The 344-nt window shown below is 32.8% G+C and carries 1 pseudogene; it reads left to right on the forward strand.

The features are described from left to right. Window positions 1-344, forward strand: a pseudogene (locus ACNG5D_RS15895) (peptidoglycan-binding protein); the annotation flags it as partial.

The raw sequence follows: 344 nt of genomic DNA on the forward strand, positions 1-344 counted from the left end.
TGAATGCTGCTTTTGAAGATGATGAGGTTTCAAATTATCATTTGTCACATCTGGATTTTCATTTTCCTACTATTTCAAAATCCTATAACGAAGACGATAACAATACTTTTGTAAAAGCTTACGAAAAACGTTTTGGAATTACCCCGAACAAAGTAGCTGTTCGTGGTTTCGATTTAACCATGGATGTGGTATTGCGTTTGGTAAGTTCAGAAGACTTATACCTTTCTGTTACTGAAGCTCCTTTAACCGAATACGTTGAAAACAAATTTGCCTATAAAAAGAAATTTTTAGGAGGTTACTATAACGATACAGTTTACTTGGTTAAATATCAGGACTTAAAGATT

This window comes from Algibacter ulvanivorans, assembly GCF_048381495.1.
GTDB lineage: Bacteria > Bacteroidota > Bacteroidia > Flavobacteriales > Flavobacteriaceae > Algibacter_B > Algibacter_B ulvanivorans.